We start from the raw sequence: 14,497 nt of genomic DNA, 5'->3' as shown, positions 1-14,497 counted from the left end.
GATGCTGGCGCGCGATCCATCCCCTCCACCGCTGCCGGCCGAAGGTCGCATCGTAGCCAAACCGGCGCGCGGTAACGAAAGCTACCTCGCCCTTGTCTGGCGCCGGCTGAAGCGCTCCTGGACCGGCATGGCCGGGCTCTGGCTCGTCGTGCTGCTGCTGGTGATGGCCGTGTTCGCCGAGTTCATCGCGCCAATGGACCCGAAGGTGACGGATGTCGGCTTCGCGCCTCCGCAGGTGCCTGTTTTCCATGACAGAGATGGCGGTTTCGTCGCGCGGCCGAGGGTCTATGCGCTGGCCGATTCGGCGGACCTCGATCCGGTCACTTTCCAGCCCGTCGTCGGTCCCGACTACGATCATCCAAGGCTGCTTGGTTTCTTCGTGCATGGCGCGCCTTACAAGCTCTTCGGGCTGTTGCCGGCGGACCGGCATCTGTTCGGCTCGCTGGACGGCCAGCCGGTGCATTTCCTGGGCACCGACAAGTTCGGCCGCGACGTGCTGTCGCGTGCCATCCATGGCTCGCGCGTCTCGCTAATGATCGCGCTGACGGTCGTCTTCATCATCACCGTCATCGGCACCACCGTCGGCATGGTCTCCGGCTATTTTGGCGGCAGGTTCGATGTCTGGATGCAGCGCTTCGTCGAACTGGTGCTCGCCTTCCCGCAGCTGCCGCTCTATCTGGCGCTGACGACGCTGATCCCGGTCACCGCTCCCACCAACGTCTTCCTCGCTTTCGTCATCATCGTCATGTCGGCCTTGGGTTGGGCGCAGATGTCTCGCGAGGTGCGCGGCAAGACTTTGGCGCTGGCGCGGATCGAGTATGTGCGCGCCGCCATGGCGGTCGGCGCCACCGACCGTCGCATCATCATGCAGCACATCTTTCCCAATGTGATGAGCCATGTGATTGTCGCCGTGACGCTGGCGATCCCGACGGTGGTGCTGCTCGAATCCTTCCTCGGTTTCCTCGGCTTCGCCGTCAAGCCGCCGCTGATCTCGTGGGGTCTGATGCTGCAGGACACCGCGACCTATTCCGTCATCGGCACCTATCCCTGGATCCTGTCGCCGGTCGGTTTCGTGCTCGTCACCGTCTTTGCCTTCAACGCGCTGGGCGATGGCCTGCGCGACGCCGTCGACCCTTATTGAGGTGCCTGAGATGTCCGTCGCGCTCGCCGAATCCTTCGCACCAACCGTCCGTCACGACCATGACGGACGCCGGGGCCAGCCGATCATCGACGCCCGCAACGTCGCCGTGGCCTTCAAGGTCGAGCATGGCGTCGTCGACGCGGTCAAGGACATCTCGTTTCAGCTCTATCGCGGCGAGACGATCGCCATCGTTGGCGAATCCGGTTCGGGCAAGTCGGTGACGGCGCGCACCGTCATGGGCCTTCTGTCGCGGCGCGCCACCGTGTCCCCCGGATCGAGCGTCTGCTATGACGGGCAAAACATCCTGAAATTTCCCGAGAGCGCCCGGCGCAAGCTGCGCGGCAACCGCATCTCGATGATCTTCCAGGAGCCGATGAGCTCGCTCAACCCGATCTATACGGTCGGCAGCCAGATCGTCGAGGCGATCCGGGTGCATCGCAAAGTCAGCCGCAAGCAGGCCTGGGCGCGCGCACTGGAACTTCTGCAGCATGTGCAGATTCCCGATCCCGCCGCGCGGCTCAAGCAATACCCGCACCAGCTATCGGGCGGGCAACGCCAGCGGGTGATGATCGCCATGGCGCTGGCCAACAATCCCGATGTGCTGATCGCCGATGAGCCGACCACAGCGCTCGATGTCACCGTCCAGGCGCAGATCCTGAACCTGATCCGCAGCCTGCAAAAAGAGCTGCGCATGGCGGTGATCCTGATCACCCACGACCTGACCGTGGTGCGCCAGTTCTCCGACTACGTTTATGTCATGCAGCATGGCGAAATGTGCGAGCACAACGTCACCGAACGGCTGTTCGCCAATCCACAGCACCCCTATACGAGACGGCTGCTGGCTTCCGAGCCGCATGGGCAGCCGAAGCCGCTGCCGGAGGGCTGCGGCATCATTCTCGAAGCCAGCGGCGTGCGCGTCTCATTCATGCTGCGCCACGGCACCTTCCTGAAACCGGACTGGCGAGAGCTGGTCGCCGTCGACGATCTCGGCCTGAAACTCTGTCGCCATGAGACGCTGGGGCTGGTCGGCGAATCCGGCTCCGGCAAGACCACCTTCGGCCAGGCCTTGCTCCGGTTGATCGACGCCAAGCGCGGCGAGATCCATTTCGACGGCAAGCCGATCCATGGCCTATCGCGTGCCGAGATGCGGCCGCTGCGCTCGCGCATGCAGATCGTCTTCCAGGATCCGTTCTCCTCGCTCAACCCGCGCATGACGATCGGCCAGATCATCGAGGAAGGGCTGATCGTCAACAGCATAGGGGCGACGCGGCGCGAGCGGGTCGAACGGGTGCGCGACGCGCTGGTCAGCGCCGGCATGCCGGGCGATATACTGTCGCGGTTTCCGCATGAATTCTCCGGCGGCCAGCGGCAGCGCATCGCCATCGCTCGCGCCATAGCGCTCGAACCCGAATTCATCCTGCTCGACGAGCCGACATCGGCGCTCGACCTCTCCGTCCAGGCGCAGATTGTCGACCTCCTGCGCAAGCTGCAGGACGAGCGCGGCCTCAGCTACCTCTTCATCTCGCACGACCTCAAGGTGGTGCGCGCACTGTGCCACCGCGTCATCGTCATGCAGAACGGCAAGATCGTCGAGCAGGGCCCCGTCGACGACGTCCTGTCCAATCCCAAGACCGCCTACACCGAACGGCTCGTCAGGGCCGCTTTCGACGTGGCCTGAACATATGCCGGAGGTTAGCATGGCAAGAAGTCCCAAGATCACGTTCATCGGCGCCGGCTCGACGGTGTTCATGAAGAACATTGTCGGCGACGTGCTGCAGCGCCCGTCGCTTTCCGGCGCGACGATCGCGCTGATGGACATCAATCCGCAACGGCTGGAAGAGAGCGCCATTGTCGTCAACAAGCTGATCGCGACGTTGGGCGTCAAGGCGAAGACCGAGACCCATTCGGACCAGCGCAAGGCGCTGGCCGACGCCGATTTCGTCGTCGTCGCCTTCCAGATCGGCGGCTATGAGCCCTGCACGGTCACCGACTTCGAGGTGCCGAAGAAATACGGCCTGCGCCAGACGATCGCCGACACGCTGGGCGTCGGCGGCATCATGCGCGGTTTGAGAACCGTGCCACATCTTTGGAAGGTCTGCGAAGATATGCTCGCCGTCTGCCCGCAGGCGATCATGCTGCAATATGTCAACCCGATGGCGATCAACACCTGGGCGATAGCGGAGAAATACCCTGACATCAGGCAGGTCGGTCTCTGCCATTCGGTGCAGGGTACGGCAATGGAGCTGGCGCACGATCTCGACCTTCCGTACGAAGAGATCCGCTATCGCTCGGCCGGCATCAACCACATGGCGTTCTATCTGAAGTTCGAGCATCGCCAGCCGGACGGTTCCTACCGCGACCTTTATCCCGATCTCGTGCGCGCCTATCGCGAAGGCCGCGCGCCCAAGCCCGGCTGGAATCCGCGCTGTCCCAACAAGGTGCGCTACGAGATGCTGACCCGGCTCGGCTATTTCGTCACCGAGAGCTCGGAACATTTCGCCGAATACACGCCCTATTTCATCAAGGAAGGCCGCCCGGACCTGATCGAGAAGTACGGCATCCCGCTGGACGAATATCCCAAGCGCTGCATCGAGCAGATCGAGCGCTGGAAGGGGCAGGCGGAAGCCTATCGCTCGGCCGACCGCATCGAGGTCGAGCAGTCCCGGGAATATGCCTCCTCGATCATGAATTCTGTCTGGACCGGCGAACCTTCGGTGATCTACGGCAACGTCCGCAACAATGGCTGCATCACCTCGCTGCCCAGGGACTGTGCCGCCGAAGTGCCGTGCCTAGTCGATGCCTCCGGCATCCAGCCGACCTATATCGGCGAGCTGCCGCCGCAATTGACCGCGCTGATCCGCACCAACATCAACGTGCAGGAACTGACGGTGCGGGCGCTGATGACGGAGAACCGCGAGCACATCTACCATGCGGCGATGATGGATCCGCATACTGCGGCCGAACTCGATCTCGATCAGATCTGGTCACTGGTCGACGATCTCCTCGCCGCCCACGGCGACTGGCTGCCAGCCTGGGCGCGTGTGAGGCGCAAGATCGAAGCCGCCTGACGACCTATTTCGGATCGTCGGGGTCCGTTTCTTCCTCGTCGTCGCGGGCCTTGATGACATAGGCGCCCTTCAGCCAGCGGTTGAGGTCGATGTCCTTGCAGCGCGTCGAGCAGAACGGAAAGGTGTCGCGCGCCGAGGGCTTGCCGCATTCGGGGCAGGGGCGCTTCGGGCGCAAGGGTGTGACCTTGGAGTCGGAATTCACAGCCGGGGTCCCGCCAGCCAGCCGCCATGCACCTTGAAGCCCTCGCCGCTCAACAGCGCCACGGTCTCATAGAGCGGCAGCCCGACGATATTGGTGTAGGAACCGACCAGCTTGACGACGAAGGCACCAGCGAGGCCCTGGACGGCGTAACCACCCGCTTTGCCGCGCCATTCGCCCGACGCGACATAGGCGTCGATCTCCTCGCGCGGCAGCCGCTTGAAGCGCACCCGCGTCTCGACCAGCCGCTGACGCAGCTTGCCGCCCGGGGTGATCAGGCAGATGCCGGAATAGACCCGGTGCGAACGGCCCGACAACAGCCCGAGGCAGTTGGCGGCGTCGTCGAGGGTTTCTGCCTTGGGCAGGATGCGCCGCCCGACGGCGACGACCGTATCCGCGGCCAGCACGAAGCCCGGCGCGTAGTCGGCTTCGGTTTTCAGCGACGCGAACGCCTTCTCGGCCTTTTCCTTCGACAGCCGCTTGGCCAGCGAGCGCGGATGCTCTGCACGCAGCGGCGTTTCGTCGACATCGGCCGGCAGCACGCGGTCCGGCTCGATGCCGGCCTGCTGCAAGAGCTCGATTCGGCGCGGCGAACCCGAGGCAAGCACCAGCTTCTGCAAAATGCTCATCGCGGACCAGTCGGGCTTTGCTTACTTGAAACGATAGGTGATGCGGCCCTTGGTCAGGTCGTATGGCGTCATCTCGACCAGAACCTTGTCGCCGGTCAGCACGCGGATGCGGTTCTTGCGCATGCGGCCGGCCGTATGGGCGATGATTTCGTGTTCGTTTTCGAGCTTTACCCGGAACATCGCGTTCGGCAACAATTCCGTCACGACACCCGGAAACTCGAGGACTTCTTCCTTCGGCATTCGATACCTTTGCTTGGATGGTAGTTCCAGCGCCCTGGCCGGAATTTCGGCGGAACCTATATGATAATCGTCCGCTTGTGAACACGCTTAATCGGCGGCCTCCGGAGGTGTGAATCGACGCCCGATCCGCGCTTTCAGGCGCTCGCGCACGTCCCGGTAGGCCGCCATGATCTGTTCGCGCGTGCCGGCGGCGTCGGTCGGGTCCGGCGTCGGCCAGTATTCGACCTCGACAGCGAGCGAGCGGGTGAGTTCAAGTGCGGCGTGGTGCGCTTCCGGCGCCAGCGTGACGATGAGGTCGAAATAATCGTCCTCGAGATCGTCCATGGTCCGTGGGTGACGCTCGCCCAACGACAGGCCTTCCTCGGCAAGCACCGCATCGACGAACGGATCGCGCTCGCCGGCGCGAACGCCGGCCGAAGCGACAAAGATGGCGGCGGGCAGCATGCGGCGCGCCAGCTGCTCTGCCATTGGCGAGCGCACGGCATTCATGCCGCACAGGAACAGGATCGAACGGGGCAGGGCGCCGGGTGCCAGGGCTAGCCCCGCCAGTGCAGTACGCAGACCAGCGTGAACAGCCGGCGCGCCGTATCGAAGTCTATGTCGATCTTGCCGGATAGCCGGTCCATCAGCGTCTGCGAACCTTCATTGTGCAGGCCGCGGCGGCCCATGTCGATCGCCTCGATGTGGCTCGGCGTCGAGGAACGGATGGCGTCGTAGTAGCTTTCGCAGATCATATAGTAATCCTTGACGATGCGCCTGAGCGGCGTCAGCGACAGGATATGAGTGACGACGGCGGTGCCATCCTCGCGCGCCACGGCAAACACCAGGCGCTGCTCGGCCAGCGACAGTTTCAGCCGGTAAGGGCCGTCGCCGCTGTCATTGACGGGCTGAAAACTGTTCTCCTCGATCAGGTCGAAGATCGCCACCGCGCGTTCATGCTCGACATCGGGTGTCGACCGGCCGATCGATTCATCGAGTTCGACATCGATCAGCCTGGCGCGGGTTTGATCGGGGCCAGACATCGCCGCCTACATGTTCAACCGTATGGCGACGGAGCGTCCATGCGCCTCAAGGCCTTCCGCCTTGGCGAGCGCAATCGCCGCCGGCGCCAAGATACGCAACTGCTCCGGTCCAAGCTTGAGGATCGACGTGCGCTTGACGAAATCGAGCACGGAAAGGCCCGACGAGAAACGCGCCGATCTGGCCGTCGGCAGCACATGATTGGAACCACCGACATAGTCGCCGATGGCTTCCGGCGTGTGGCGGCCGAGAAAGACGGCACCGGCATTGCGCATCCGCGCCAGGAAACCCTCGGCATCGTCGATGGCCAGTTCGACATGTTCGGCGGCGATGCGGTCGACCAGCGGCAGCGCGGATTCAATGGTTGGAACCAGGATCACGGCGCCAAAATCGCGCCAGCTCGCCGCAGCCGTTTCGGCCCGCGGCAGGCTCTGCAACTGGCGCTCGACCGCTTGTTCGACAGCGATGCCGAAGGCCGGATCGTCGGTGACCAGGATCGACTGCGCCGATGTGTCGTGCTCGGCCTGGGCGAGCAGGTCGGCAGCGATCCAGTCCGGATCATTGCTGCCGTCGGCCACGACGAGCACTTCCGAGGGACCGGCGATCATGTCGATGCCGACGGTGCCGAATACCTGGCGCTTGGCCGCCGCGACATAGGCATTGCCCGGGCCGACGATCTTGGCGACCGGCTTTATAGTCCGGGTGCCGTAGGCAAGGGCGGCGATCGCCTGCGCGCCGCCGACTCGGTAGATTTCCGACACGCCTGATATGTCGGCCGCCACCAGCACCAGCGGATTGATGATGCCGCCCGGCGCCGGTACGACCATGACGATGCGCTCGACGCCGGCCACCTTGGCCGGCACGGCGTTCATCAGCACCGAGCTTGGATAGCTCGCCGTGCCGCCCGGCACATAGAGCCCGACCGCCTCGACCGCCGTCCAGCGCCAGCCGAGCTCGACGCCGGCGGCATCCGTATAGCGGTCATCCTTTGGTCGCTGCCGCTCATGATGCGAGCGGATGCGGTCGCGCGCGAATTCCAGCGCCTCGATCGTCTTTGGATCGGCGGCCGTGTAGGCCTGGGCGATGTCGTCCTTCGAGACGGCGATGCCCAATCCAGTCAGATCGGCGCGATCGAATTTCTGTGAATAGTCGATCAGCGCCGCGTCGCCTTCGGCGCGCACGCGCGCGATGATGTCGCGCACCGCGGCATCAACGTCGGCGGACACTTCCCGCTTGGTCAACAGGAAGGCGGCGAAACGCTGCTCGAAATCGGCGTCGGACTGACGAAGCTTGATGGCCATCGGACGCTCAGGCCTTGTGGATGGGGCGCGAGGTGGCTTCCCACGCCCCGCCAATATCGGCAAGGCGCGCCTCGATGCATTCGACGTCGAGCATGATCGTGCCGCCGCCGGCAAAGATCAGCTCGACGATGCCCGCCGGCTTGCTGATCTCGATGAAGCTGATCGCCAGCAGCGACAGGACCTCATTGGGCTTGTCGCGGGCGATGCCGTTGGTCTTGGCGCCGAGCACCCGGTCGAAATGCAGCACCGCCTGCCGCCGCTCATTGTGCTGGCGAAACAGGCCGGATTTGGCCTCCCAGACGAAACGGTTCATGGTCAGCAGGAAACGCTTGGCCGCAGGCAGGAATTCGAGGTCGCTGACCTTCATCACGGCATCCTGGACATGGGCCGAAACGATGCTCAGATCCTGATCGTCGAGCGCGATAAGCTTAAGGGCAGTCATGCGGATTTCGCACCTGAAGGTTGATAACTGAACCTTCTGTTAGGCGGTCTTTCCCGTCCGCGCAACCGCACCGCGAGGCCTTGCGATTGGCCTATGCGGAAATCCGCTCGATCACCGCGCCGCAGTTGGATAGCTTTTCTTCCAGCCGCTCGAAGCCACGGTCGAGATGATAGACCCGGTTGACCGTGGTCTCGCCTTCCGCCGCCAGGCCGGCGATGACCAGCGAGACAGAGGCGCGAAGATCGGTCGCCATGACCGGCGCGCCCTTCAGTTTCGGCACGCCGTCGACGATCGCCGTCTGGCCCGAAAGGGTGATGTGAGCGCCGAGCCGCGCCAGTTCCTGCACATGCATGAAGCGGTTCTCGAAGATCGTCTCGGTGATCCGCGACTTGCCCTTGGCCATCGTCATCAGGCCCATGAACTGCGCCTGCAAATCGGTCGGGAAGGCCGGAAACGGCGCCGTCGTCACGTCGACCGGCGCAATGCCGGCGCCGTTGCGCCTCACACGAATGCCGGAATTGGTCGGCGTGATCTCCGCACCCGTCTGGGCGATCACGTCCAGTGCGGTCTGCAGCAGATCCGGACGCGCACCTTCGAGCACGACGTCGCCGCCGGTCATGGCGACGGCCATGGCATAGGTGCCGGTCTCGATGCGGTCGGGAATGACGCGTACGCGCGCACCGGAGAGCGATTCGACGCCGTCGATGGTGATTGTCGGCGTGCCGGCGCCGGAAATCTTCGCACCCATGGCATTGAGGCACTCGGCGAGGTTGACGATCTCGGGCTCGCAAGCCGCGTTTTCCAGCACCGTCTCGCCCTTGGCGAGCGCCGCGGCCATCATCAGCACATGGGTGGCGCCGACCGAGACCTTCGGGAAGATATAGCGGTTGCCGACAAGGCGGCCATTCCTTGTCTTGGCGATGACATAGCCGGTGTCGACGTCGATGTCGGCACCCAGCGCCTGCAGGCCCTCGAGGAACAGATCGACCGGCCGCGTGCCGATGGCGCAACCGCCCGGCAGCGACACTTTTGCTTCGCCCATGCGGGCCAGCAGCGGGCCGATCACCCAGAACGAGGCGCGCATCTTCGACACCAGCTCGTAGGGCGCTGTGGTGTCGACGATGTTGCGGGCGGAGAAGTTGATGGTGCGCGAATAGCCCTCATTCTGCTTCTCGCGGCGGCCATTGACCGAATAATCGACGCCGTGGTTGCCCAGGATGCGGATCAGTTGCTCGACATCGGCCAGATGCGGCACGTTTTCCAGCGTCAGCGTGTCGTCGGTCAAAAGCGAGGCGATCATCAAAGGCAACGCCGCGTTTTTCGCGCCCGAGATCGGAATGCTTCCGGAGAGCTGGTTGCCCCCGACAATTCTGATGCGATCCATGGAAGAAAGTCCCTCTCGGCCAAACAGGGCCGGTTCAATCGTTTGAGTAGCGGCCCGTCTAGACCATTGGCCGATCTGGTTCAAGAATTACGCTGGTTCAAGAAATGGGATTTCGCCCACCCCGGGCCAAGAGTGGCCGATTTGAGTTAATCTTTTTGTATTTCCTTCGATGCAGCGAGCCCGTCCGGCCGTTGATCTGCATCTCCGGTGCGCCGCGAGCGTGACTGCGCCTTGCGCTTCTGCAGATTGGCGCGCAATTGCTCTGCCAGCCGATCCTTGCGGATTGTTGCGCTGTTATTCGGTGGACCATCCTTTTTCACTGGAATTGCCTTGTCATCCATTGTCCCGCTCTGGCCCGTGAGCAGCCAGCCCGCCATTCAGGGATAGCCAACATTGTGGCGCCCCCATGTCATTAAAAGCTATCCGGCAAAGGCTTTCACAGAAGCGTTGCGCTTGGCCTTGCGCTTGCCGGTTCGATATGGCAGAAGCCCCGCCATCAGCGGCTGCGGTAGCTCAGTGGTAGAGCACTCCCTTGGTAAGGGAGAGGTCGAGAGTTCAATCCTCTCTCGCAGCACCAGTTTCCAACATCCTTGTTGCCGCACATTCGTCCTCTGCATTTGCAAGGGCGAGGCGGCTACACGGGAACGGCGCGGCCGTCGTGCTGGCGGACCTCATCAGCGGTGCATTGCTCCAGAAAATGGCTGCCACAGGCAACTCCAGCCGAAGCGCATTCCCGGCAAGACACGATTCGTTAACCAAGATGCTGTTCATCGACATGACGTATTGTGGCATGGATGCCCGTCTGCGTCGGTCAAGTCCATGCTTGTCAGGAAGAGGGCCGAAAGGCTCCTGATCTGGGCGGAACCTAAAACCGCCCGAAACAAAAGAACGTGCAAGGCATGAACGTGAGCGAAAACGTGCAAAACGCCCCCGGTGCTTCCCGTCTTTGGACACTGCCGGCCATCATGGCAGCGTTCTTATGTCTGTTCGTTACCGGCGCGTTCGCGGAGACGCGTGCTTTGAAGATTCAACATCTCCATACGGGCGAGAAGGCTGAAATCGTGTTCAAGCGCAATGGGCGCTATGATCCGGCGGGATTGAAGAAGATCAATTTGATGCTGCGCGACTGGCGTCGCAACGAACCGACGAAGATGGATCCGCGCCTGCTCGATCTTGTCTGGCAGGCCTATCGCGCCAGCGGCTCGACAGCCTATATTCACGTGGTCAGCGCCTATCGGTCGCCAGCGACGAACGCCATGCTGCGCAGCCGCTCGAAGGGCGTGGCTCGGGAAAGCCAACACATGGTTGGCCGCGCGATGGACTTCTTCCTGCCGGATGTGCCGCTGAAGAAGCTGCGCGACATCGGCCTCAAGATGCAGGGCGGCGGCGTAGGCTATTACCCGACCTCCGACTCGCCTTTCATACATATGGATGTCGGCAATGTGCGGCATTGGCCTGGCATCAGCCGCCAGGAACTCGCAAGGGTATTCCCGAACGGCAATACGCTGCATGTGCCGAGCGACGGCAAACCGCTGCCCGGTTATGGGCAGGCGTTTGCCGCCTACAAGTCGCGCAAGGGCACCGGCGCGCCCAACATCGACCTGGCAAGTGCCGACGGCGGCCAACGCAGGCCGCGCGGCCTGCTGGCGACGCTTTTGGGCGGGCGCGGCGCGGACGAGACCGATGATGTCGCCGAAGCGGTGCCGGCGCCACGCAAGCCGGCCAAGTCCGTTGAACCCAGGCCCGCCGGCATCGCGATCGTGCCGCCGCAGGATGCCCAGCGCGCTGACATCCAGATGGCTTCCGTCGATCGGGTCGAAGAATCGTCGATTGGGCCGGAAGGAAAGACGCCTGAAGCGATCGTCATGGCGATGGCGCCGGGCTCAGTGCCGCTGCCAGCCTTCGCCCCGCGCACCGGGCCAACGACCAGCATTCCGACCCCGCAAATCGCGCAACTTGCAACAGCCAACGCTTCCACGGCGCGGGCCGAACTGGCCAATCCAGCGGCAACCGATGCTGAAATTCCCTCGGGCAAGTCGGATGCCGGCCCCGCGAGCGGCGCGCCGGACCTTGTGGCGCTCAACATCCCGTTGCCGACATGGCGACCGGAAAGCTTGACAAGCCCGATGCGCCAGCCTGAAGCAGACAAAGCCGGCGATGCGGTCGCTGCCTTGCTGGCCTTGAACCACGCCGATGACGGCCACAATGGGTTGGCCGGCCAGCGGGTCTCGGTTGCCCAATCGAAGCCCGAAGATCGCGTCAGGACCAGCCCGAAGGCCGACCGTGTCCAGCCAAATCTCGATCCCGAAGCCACCGCGGTCATCGTGCCGGCAGCGTTGTCCGGCCGGCTGATTGAGACGGGTCGTGGCATCGCCGGCGGAGCTAGCCCTGCGGCGGCGTCCGTCATTGCCGCCAATCTCATCCGCACAGCGCCGGAGCACATCTATCTCGATGGATTCCAGCCGCGAGGACAGACCTCCGATCACCGACGCTTCACCGGTTCAGCGGTCAAGTTCCTGCCCATCGCCAGCTTCAGATAGACGCAAGCCCTCGTTCGAGCCGACGTGGATGTGTTGCACGACTGGCTTGGCTGTCATGGGATTGCAAGTCATGCCGAACTCTCGATGGTTCTGTAAGAAAAGTTCCAAATTTGACAAACATGTGCGAAATTGTAAGATAATTGTCTTTCCGTCGACGATAGGCGATGACAATGTCGATCCGCGAAGAACTGGCCAATACGACCGTGGCGTTCACCTCCGCGGAAGAGAAGATCGTCCAGGTCCTGCTCGCCGATTATCCGATGTCGGGGCTGGGCACCGCGACCCGGCTGGCACGGCGCGCCGGCGTCAGCGACCCGAGCGTGACGCGGCTGATGACCAAGCTTGGCTATGTCGGCTTTGCCGACTTCCAGGCACGCCTGCTCACCGAAGTCGAATCCAGGCTGCATTCGCCGCTTTTGATGATGGAGGCCAAGCGTCCGGGCGGCTCCAGCGAAGGCACCGCACTTACCTATTTCCATTCGGTTTCAGACAGCCTGGAGCGCACCCGCACGGCAGTGCCGGTGCAGGCCTACACGCGCGCCGTCAACATGCTGCTGGAGAGCAAGGGCCAGGTCGTGCTGCTGGGCGGCCGGTTCAGCCGGCATATCGCCTCCATGCTGGCCGGCTACCTCCTGCAGTTCCGCTCCGGCGTGCGCGACATCGGTTCGTTGAGCCCCGCCGATTTCGACCTGTTGATCGACCTTGGCAAGCGCGACCTCCTCGTCGTGTTCGACTACCGGCGTTACCAGTCGGACGTGGTGAGCTTTGCCCAGCAGGCCAAGGAGCGCGGCGTCTCCATCCTGCTGTTCACCGATGTCTGGCTGTCGCCGATATCTGACATAGCGGACCTGACCATGGTCGCCGCGATCGACGCCAACTCGCCGTTCGACACGCTGGCGACGGCCGTTGCCCAGATGGAAACCGTGTTTGCCCACGCGCTGGAGAGCCACGGCGCCGGGGTGCGCAAGCGCATCGAGGACATCGAAAGGATCCGCAGCGCCAATGCGGTCACGCTCGATACCGCCCTGTCGTCATCGGCCGACGACGCCGCCAAATCCAAAACCACAAGGAAATAGTGTCGTTGCGCCCAGTGCAGCGATTGCAAAGCGCCGCGACGCAGAGAAGGAAGCGACAATGCCCGACAACCAGACCATCATCGATGCCGTGCAGGCTGAGATCGAGACCGATCGCGACTGGTTGATCGGCCTGACCCGCGACATGGTTCGCATCCCTTCGGTCAACCCCAAATTCGAGCCCAACCCGGCGATCAACCGCGAGGCGGATGTCCAGGCGCTGCTCGAACCGATCCTCAGGCAGGACGGGTTCAAGACCGAGCAATGGGATGCCTTGCCCGGCCGGCCCAATCTGGTCGGCGAATGGGCGGGAGACGAGGACCGCAGCCTGATCCTGTGCGGCCATATCGACGTCGTGCCGGTCGGCGCGATGAAGGACTGGTCGGTGGATCCGTTCGGCGGCGAGATCACCAATGGCCGCCTTTATGGCCGCGGCGCCGTCGACATGAAGGGCGGCGTCGCCGCTTGCGTCGCCGCAGCACATGCGATCCGCAAGGCGGGCATCACGCTGCAGGGCCGGCTGGCCATCCATTCCGTCGTCGACGAGGAAGCCGGCGGCTTCGGCGCCATGGACGCGGTGAATAAGGGCAAGCTGGCCAAGGCGGTGCTGGTCGCCGAACCGACCTGGGGCGATGTCCTGCCGGTCGAAGGCGGGCTCGAATGGGCGCGGGTGACGATCCGCGGCCGCAACGCCCATTCGGCGCTGCGCTACAACGAGATTTATCCGCAGCGCCACGACAAGGACCGGCTGGAGCCGGGCGTCAACGCCATCGAGATCGCTGCCCGCTTCATTGCCGCCGTGCGCCAGTATGAGCTGGACCGGACGCGGGCGAAATCCCATCCGCTGCTGCCGCTCGGCATGAACACCATCAACATCGGCGTCATGCATGGCGGCACCGGCCTTGGCGAGCACGGCCTGCCGACCGTCATGACCAACCCAGCCATCATTCCCGATGTCGCGGTGCTCGATCTCGACATGAAATTCCTGCCTGATGAGAACTCGGCCGACTACCGCCGCGATTTCGAGACGTTCGTCCACCATTTCGCCCAGACCGATGCGTGGCTGCGCGACAACCCGCCTGCGATCCAATGGGAGCTCGGCGGGCTATATTTCCCGCCGATGAACACGCCGGTCGATCATCCGCTGGTGACATCGCTGATGAAGCGCAAGGCCATGGTCGGCAAGGCGCCGCAGGCGCGCGGCTTCGTCGCCGTGTGCGATGCCGCGCACTATGCCGGCGCCGGCGTCGATGGTGTCATCTTCGGCCCGTCGGGCGACGGGTTTCACGGTTCCGACGAATATGTCGAGGTCGAATCGGTGGTCGAGACCGCCAAGGTGATCGCCGCTTCGGTCATCGACTGGTGCGGCATCCGTTAGAGCAATTCTAGGAAAAGTGTGAAGCGGTTTTCCGTCCAGAATTGCTCCAAAACCCAGAATTGCACCAAAACAAAGAGTTAGA

15 protein-coding genes and 1 tRNA gene are annotated in these 14,497 nt (G+C 63.5%); 7 read left to right on the top strand and 9 right to left on the bottom strand.

The window, feature by feature from the left end; genetic code table 11:
* Position 1 precedes the first annotated feature (1 nt).
* From EOA19_RS03305 to EOA19_RS03295, 3 genes are read left to right on the top strand one after another with little or no spacing between them, the layout of a single operon-like run.
* Positions 2–1,141: an ABC transporter permease gene (locus tag EOA19_RS03305; RefSeq protein ID WP_128302683.1), complete on the top strand. Its 1,140-nt coding sequence runs from the start codon at positions 2–4 to the stop codon at positions 1,139–1,141.
* Between the two features lie 10 nt (positions 1,142–1,151).
* A complete protein-coding gene (locus EOA19_RS03300; protein WP_128302682.1) occupies positions 1,152–2,819 on the top strand; it encodes an ABC transporter ATP-binding protein in 1,668 nt (555 codons plus the stop codon).
* A 19-nt stretch (positions 2,820–2,838) separates the two neighbouring features.
* Positions 2,839–4,209 (top strand): alpha-glucosidase/alpha-galactosidase, encoded by a 1,371-nt coding sequence (locus EOA19_RS03295; protein ID WP_128302681.1) that lies wholly within the window; start codon positions 2,839–2,841, stop codon positions 4,207–4,209.
* A gap of 4 nt (positions 4,210–4,213) precedes the next feature.
* Here the strand turns inward: EOA19_RS03295 and yacG are convergent, their stop codons facing one another.
* The 9 genes from yacG to EOA19_RS03250 all read right to left on the bottom strand — a co-directional run bounded on the left by yacG (position 4,214) and on the right by EOA19_RS03250 (position 9,765).
* Positions 4,214–4,411, bottom strand: coding sequence for a DNA gyrase inhibitor YacG (yacG, locus tag EOA19_RS03290; protein WP_128302680.1), 198 nt, complete (start codon positions 4,409–4,411; stop codon positions 4,214–4,216).
* Positions 4,408–5,037 carry a Maf-like protein gene (locus EOA19_RS03285; RefSeq protein ID WP_128302679.1) on the bottom strand — a complete coding sequence of 210 codons (630 nt, stop codon included), beginning with the start codon at positions 5,035–5,037 and terminating at the stop codon, positions 4,408–4,410. Before EOA19_RS03285 ends, yacG begins: the two co-directional genes overlap by 4 nt.
* Before the next feature lie 21 nt (positions 5,038–5,058).
* Positions 5,059–5,277: a translation initiation factor IF-1 gene (gene infA / locus EOA19_RS03280; protein ID WP_006200926.1), complete on the bottom strand. Its 219-nt coding sequence runs from the start codon at positions 5,275–5,277 to the stop codon at positions 5,059–5,061.
* An 87-nt stretch (positions 5,278–5,364) separates the two neighbouring features.
* A complete protein-coding gene (locus EOA19_RS03275; protein WP_081734750.1) occupies positions 5,365–5,826 on the bottom strand; it encodes a low molecular weight phosphatase family protein in 462 nt (153 codons plus the stop codon).
* Positions 5,814–6,299, bottom strand: a complete 486-nt coding sequence (locus EOA19_RS03270) for a UPF0262 family protein (RefSeq protein WP_013530198.1) — start codon at positions 6,297–6,299, stop codon at positions 5,814–5,816. The genes EOA19_RS03275 and EOA19_RS03270 overlap by 13 nt, the downstream gene beginning before the upstream one ends.
* A 6-nt stretch (positions 6,300–6,305) precedes the next feature.
* On the bottom strand, positions 6,306–7,598 hold the full coding sequence (gene hisD / locus EOA19_RS03265; protein ID WP_128302678.1) for a histidinol dehydrogenase: 1,293 nt from the start codon (positions 7,596–7,598) through the stop codon (positions 6,306–6,308).
* 7 nt (positions 7,599–7,605) lie between these two features.
* Positions 7,606–8,040 (bottom strand): DUF2948 family protein, encoded by a 435-nt coding sequence (locus EOA19_RS03260; RefSeq protein ID WP_023809258.1) that lies wholly within the window; start codon positions 8,038–8,040, stop codon positions 7,606–7,608.
* A gap of 91 nt (positions 8,041–8,131) precedes the next feature.
* Complete coding sequence (murA, locus tag EOA19_RS03255; RefSeq protein ID WP_023809257.1) at positions 8,132–9,424, bottom strand: UDP-N-acetylglucosamine 1-carboxyvinyltransferase; 1,293 nt, start codon at positions 9,422–9,424, stop codon at positions 8,132–8,134.
* Between the two features lie 146 nt (positions 9,425–9,570).
* Complete coding sequence (locus EOA19_RS03250) at positions 9,571–9,765, bottom strand: hypothetical protein (RefSeq protein ID WP_023809256.1); 195 nt, start codon at positions 9,763–9,765, stop codon at positions 9,571–9,573.
* A gap of 161 nt (positions 9,766–9,926) precedes the next feature.
* Between EOA19_RS03250 and EOA19_RS03245 the strand changes: the two genes are divergently transcribed.
* The 4 genes from EOA19_RS03245 (at position 9,927) to EOA19_RS03230 (ending at position 14,415) form a co-directional block, all read left to right on the top strand.
* Positions 9,927–10,001 (top strand) — tRNA-Thr (locus tag EOA19_RS03245).
* A 442-nt stretch (positions 10,002–10,443) separates the two neighbouring features.
* Entirely contained in the window at positions 10,444–11,964 is a 1,521-nt protein-coding gene (locus tag EOA19_RS03240) for a DUF882 domain-containing protein (RefSeq protein WP_245486052.1), read from the top strand.
* A 170-nt stretch (positions 11,965–12,134) separates the two neighbouring features.
* Positions 12,135–13,040, top strand: coding sequence for a MurR/RpiR family transcriptional regulator (locus EOA19_RS03235; protein ID WP_128302676.1), 906 nt, complete (start codon positions 12,135–12,137; stop codon positions 13,038–13,040).
* 58 nt (positions 13,041–13,098) lie between these two features.
* Positions 13,099–14,415 (top strand): ArgE/DapE family deacylase, encoded by a 1,317-nt coding sequence (locus EOA19_RS03230; protein WP_128302675.1) that lies wholly within the window; start codon positions 13,099–13,101, stop codon positions 14,413–14,415.
* Positions 14,416–14,497: the final 82 nt, after the last annotated feature.

The sequence above is a fragment of the Mesorhizobium sp. M7A.F.Ca.US.010.02.1.1 genome, from assembly GCF_004023085.1.
Taxonomy (GTDB): domain Bacteria; phylum Pseudomonadota; class Alphaproteobacteria; order Rhizobiales; family Rhizobiaceae; genus Mesorhizobium.
The sequence above is the reverse complement of the archived record's forward strand: the minus strand, read 5'-3'. Positions and strand labels throughout refer to the sequence as shown.

Excerpts from the sequence above, each read along its gene's own strand:
- EOA19_RS03305 (WP_128302683.1), top strand. The coding sequence starts at position 2 with ATGCTGGCGCGCGATCCATCCCCTCCACCGCTGCCGGCCGAAGGTCGC.
- EOA19_RS03300 (WP_128302682.1), top strand. The coding sequence starts at position 1,152 with ATGTCCGTCGCGCTCGCCGAATCCTTCGCACCAACCGTCCGTCACGAC.
- EOA19_RS03295 (WP_128302681.1), top strand. The coding sequence starts at position 2,839 with ATGGCAAGAAGTCCCAAGATCACGTTCATCGGCGCCGGCTCGACGGTG.
- EOA19_RS03285 (WP_128302679.1), bottom strand. The coding sequence starts at position 5,037 with ATGAGCATTTTGCAGAAGCTGGTGCTTGCCTCGGGTTCGCCGCGCCGA.
- infA (WP_006200926.1), bottom strand. The coding sequence starts at position 5,277 with ATGCCGAAGGAAGAAGTCCTCGAGTTTCCGGGTGTCGTGACGGAATTG.
- EOA19_RS03270 (WP_013530198.1), bottom strand. The coding sequence starts at position 6,299 with ATGTCTGGCCCCGATCAAACCCGCGCCAGGCTGATCGATGTCGAACTC.
- hisD (WP_128302678.1), bottom strand. The coding sequence starts at position 7,598 with ATGGCCATCAAGCTTCGTCAGTCCGACGCCGATTTCGAGCAGCGTTTC.
- EOA19_RS03260 (WP_023809258.1), bottom strand. The coding sequence starts at position 8,040 with ATGACTGCCCTTAAGCTTATCGCGCTCGACGATCAGGATCTGAGCATC.
- murA (WP_023809257.1), bottom strand. The coding sequence starts at position 9,424 with ATGGATCGCATCAGAATTGTCGGGGGCAACCAGCTCTCCGGAAGCATT.
- EOA19_RS03250 (WP_023809256.1), bottom strand. The coding sequence starts at position 9,765 with ATGGATGACAAGGCAATTCCAGTGAAAAAGGATGGTCCACCGAATAAC.
- EOA19_RS03235 (WP_128302676.1), top strand. The coding sequence starts at position 12,135 with ATGTCGATCCGCGAAGAACTGGCCAATACGACCGTGGCGTTCACCTCC.
- EOA19_RS03230 (WP_128302675.1), top strand. The coding sequence starts at position 13,099 with ATGCCCGACAACCAGACCATCATCGATGCCGTGCAGGCTGAGATCGAG.